This window comes from Thermogemmata fonticola (genome assembly GCF_013694095.1).
GTDB classification, from domain to species: Bacteria; Planctomycetota; Planctomycetia; order Gemmatales; family Gemmataceae; genus Thermogemmata; species Thermogemmata fonticola.
Genome location: NZ_JACEFB010000058.1, coordinates 1 through 217, shown reverse-complemented (window position 1 = coordinate 217; position 217 = coordinate 1). Strand labels below are relative to the sequence as shown.

The 217-nt window shown below is 54.4% G+C and carries 1 protein-coding gene; it reads left to right on the top strand.

Annotated elements, in window-relative coordinates; all coding sequences use genetic code 11:
* Positions 1-6: 6 nt before the first annotated feature.
* Entirely contained in the window at positions 7-132 is a 126-nt protein-coding gene (locus H0921_RS18580) for a leucine-rich repeat domain-containing protein (protein ID WP_390622572.1), read from the top strand.
* Positions 133-217 lie beyond the last annotated feature (85 nt).

Sequence of the window (217 nt, the reverse complement as noted above, 5' to 3'; positions counted from 1 at the left end):
AAGGCGTTGGCCCAGTCGCCCTATCTCCAGAACCTCACCACGCTGGACGTGAGGGACAACGAGATTGGCGAGGCGGGGCGAGAGGCGCTGCGGAACTCGCCGTATTTGCGGCGGTGCGAGATACGTTTGTGAGGGGGGAGAGTGGGGAAAAAATGATTTTATGTACAGAAATTTTTAGATTGTCAAATTGTCCCGTTGTAGAGAGTGGCAGGGTGTA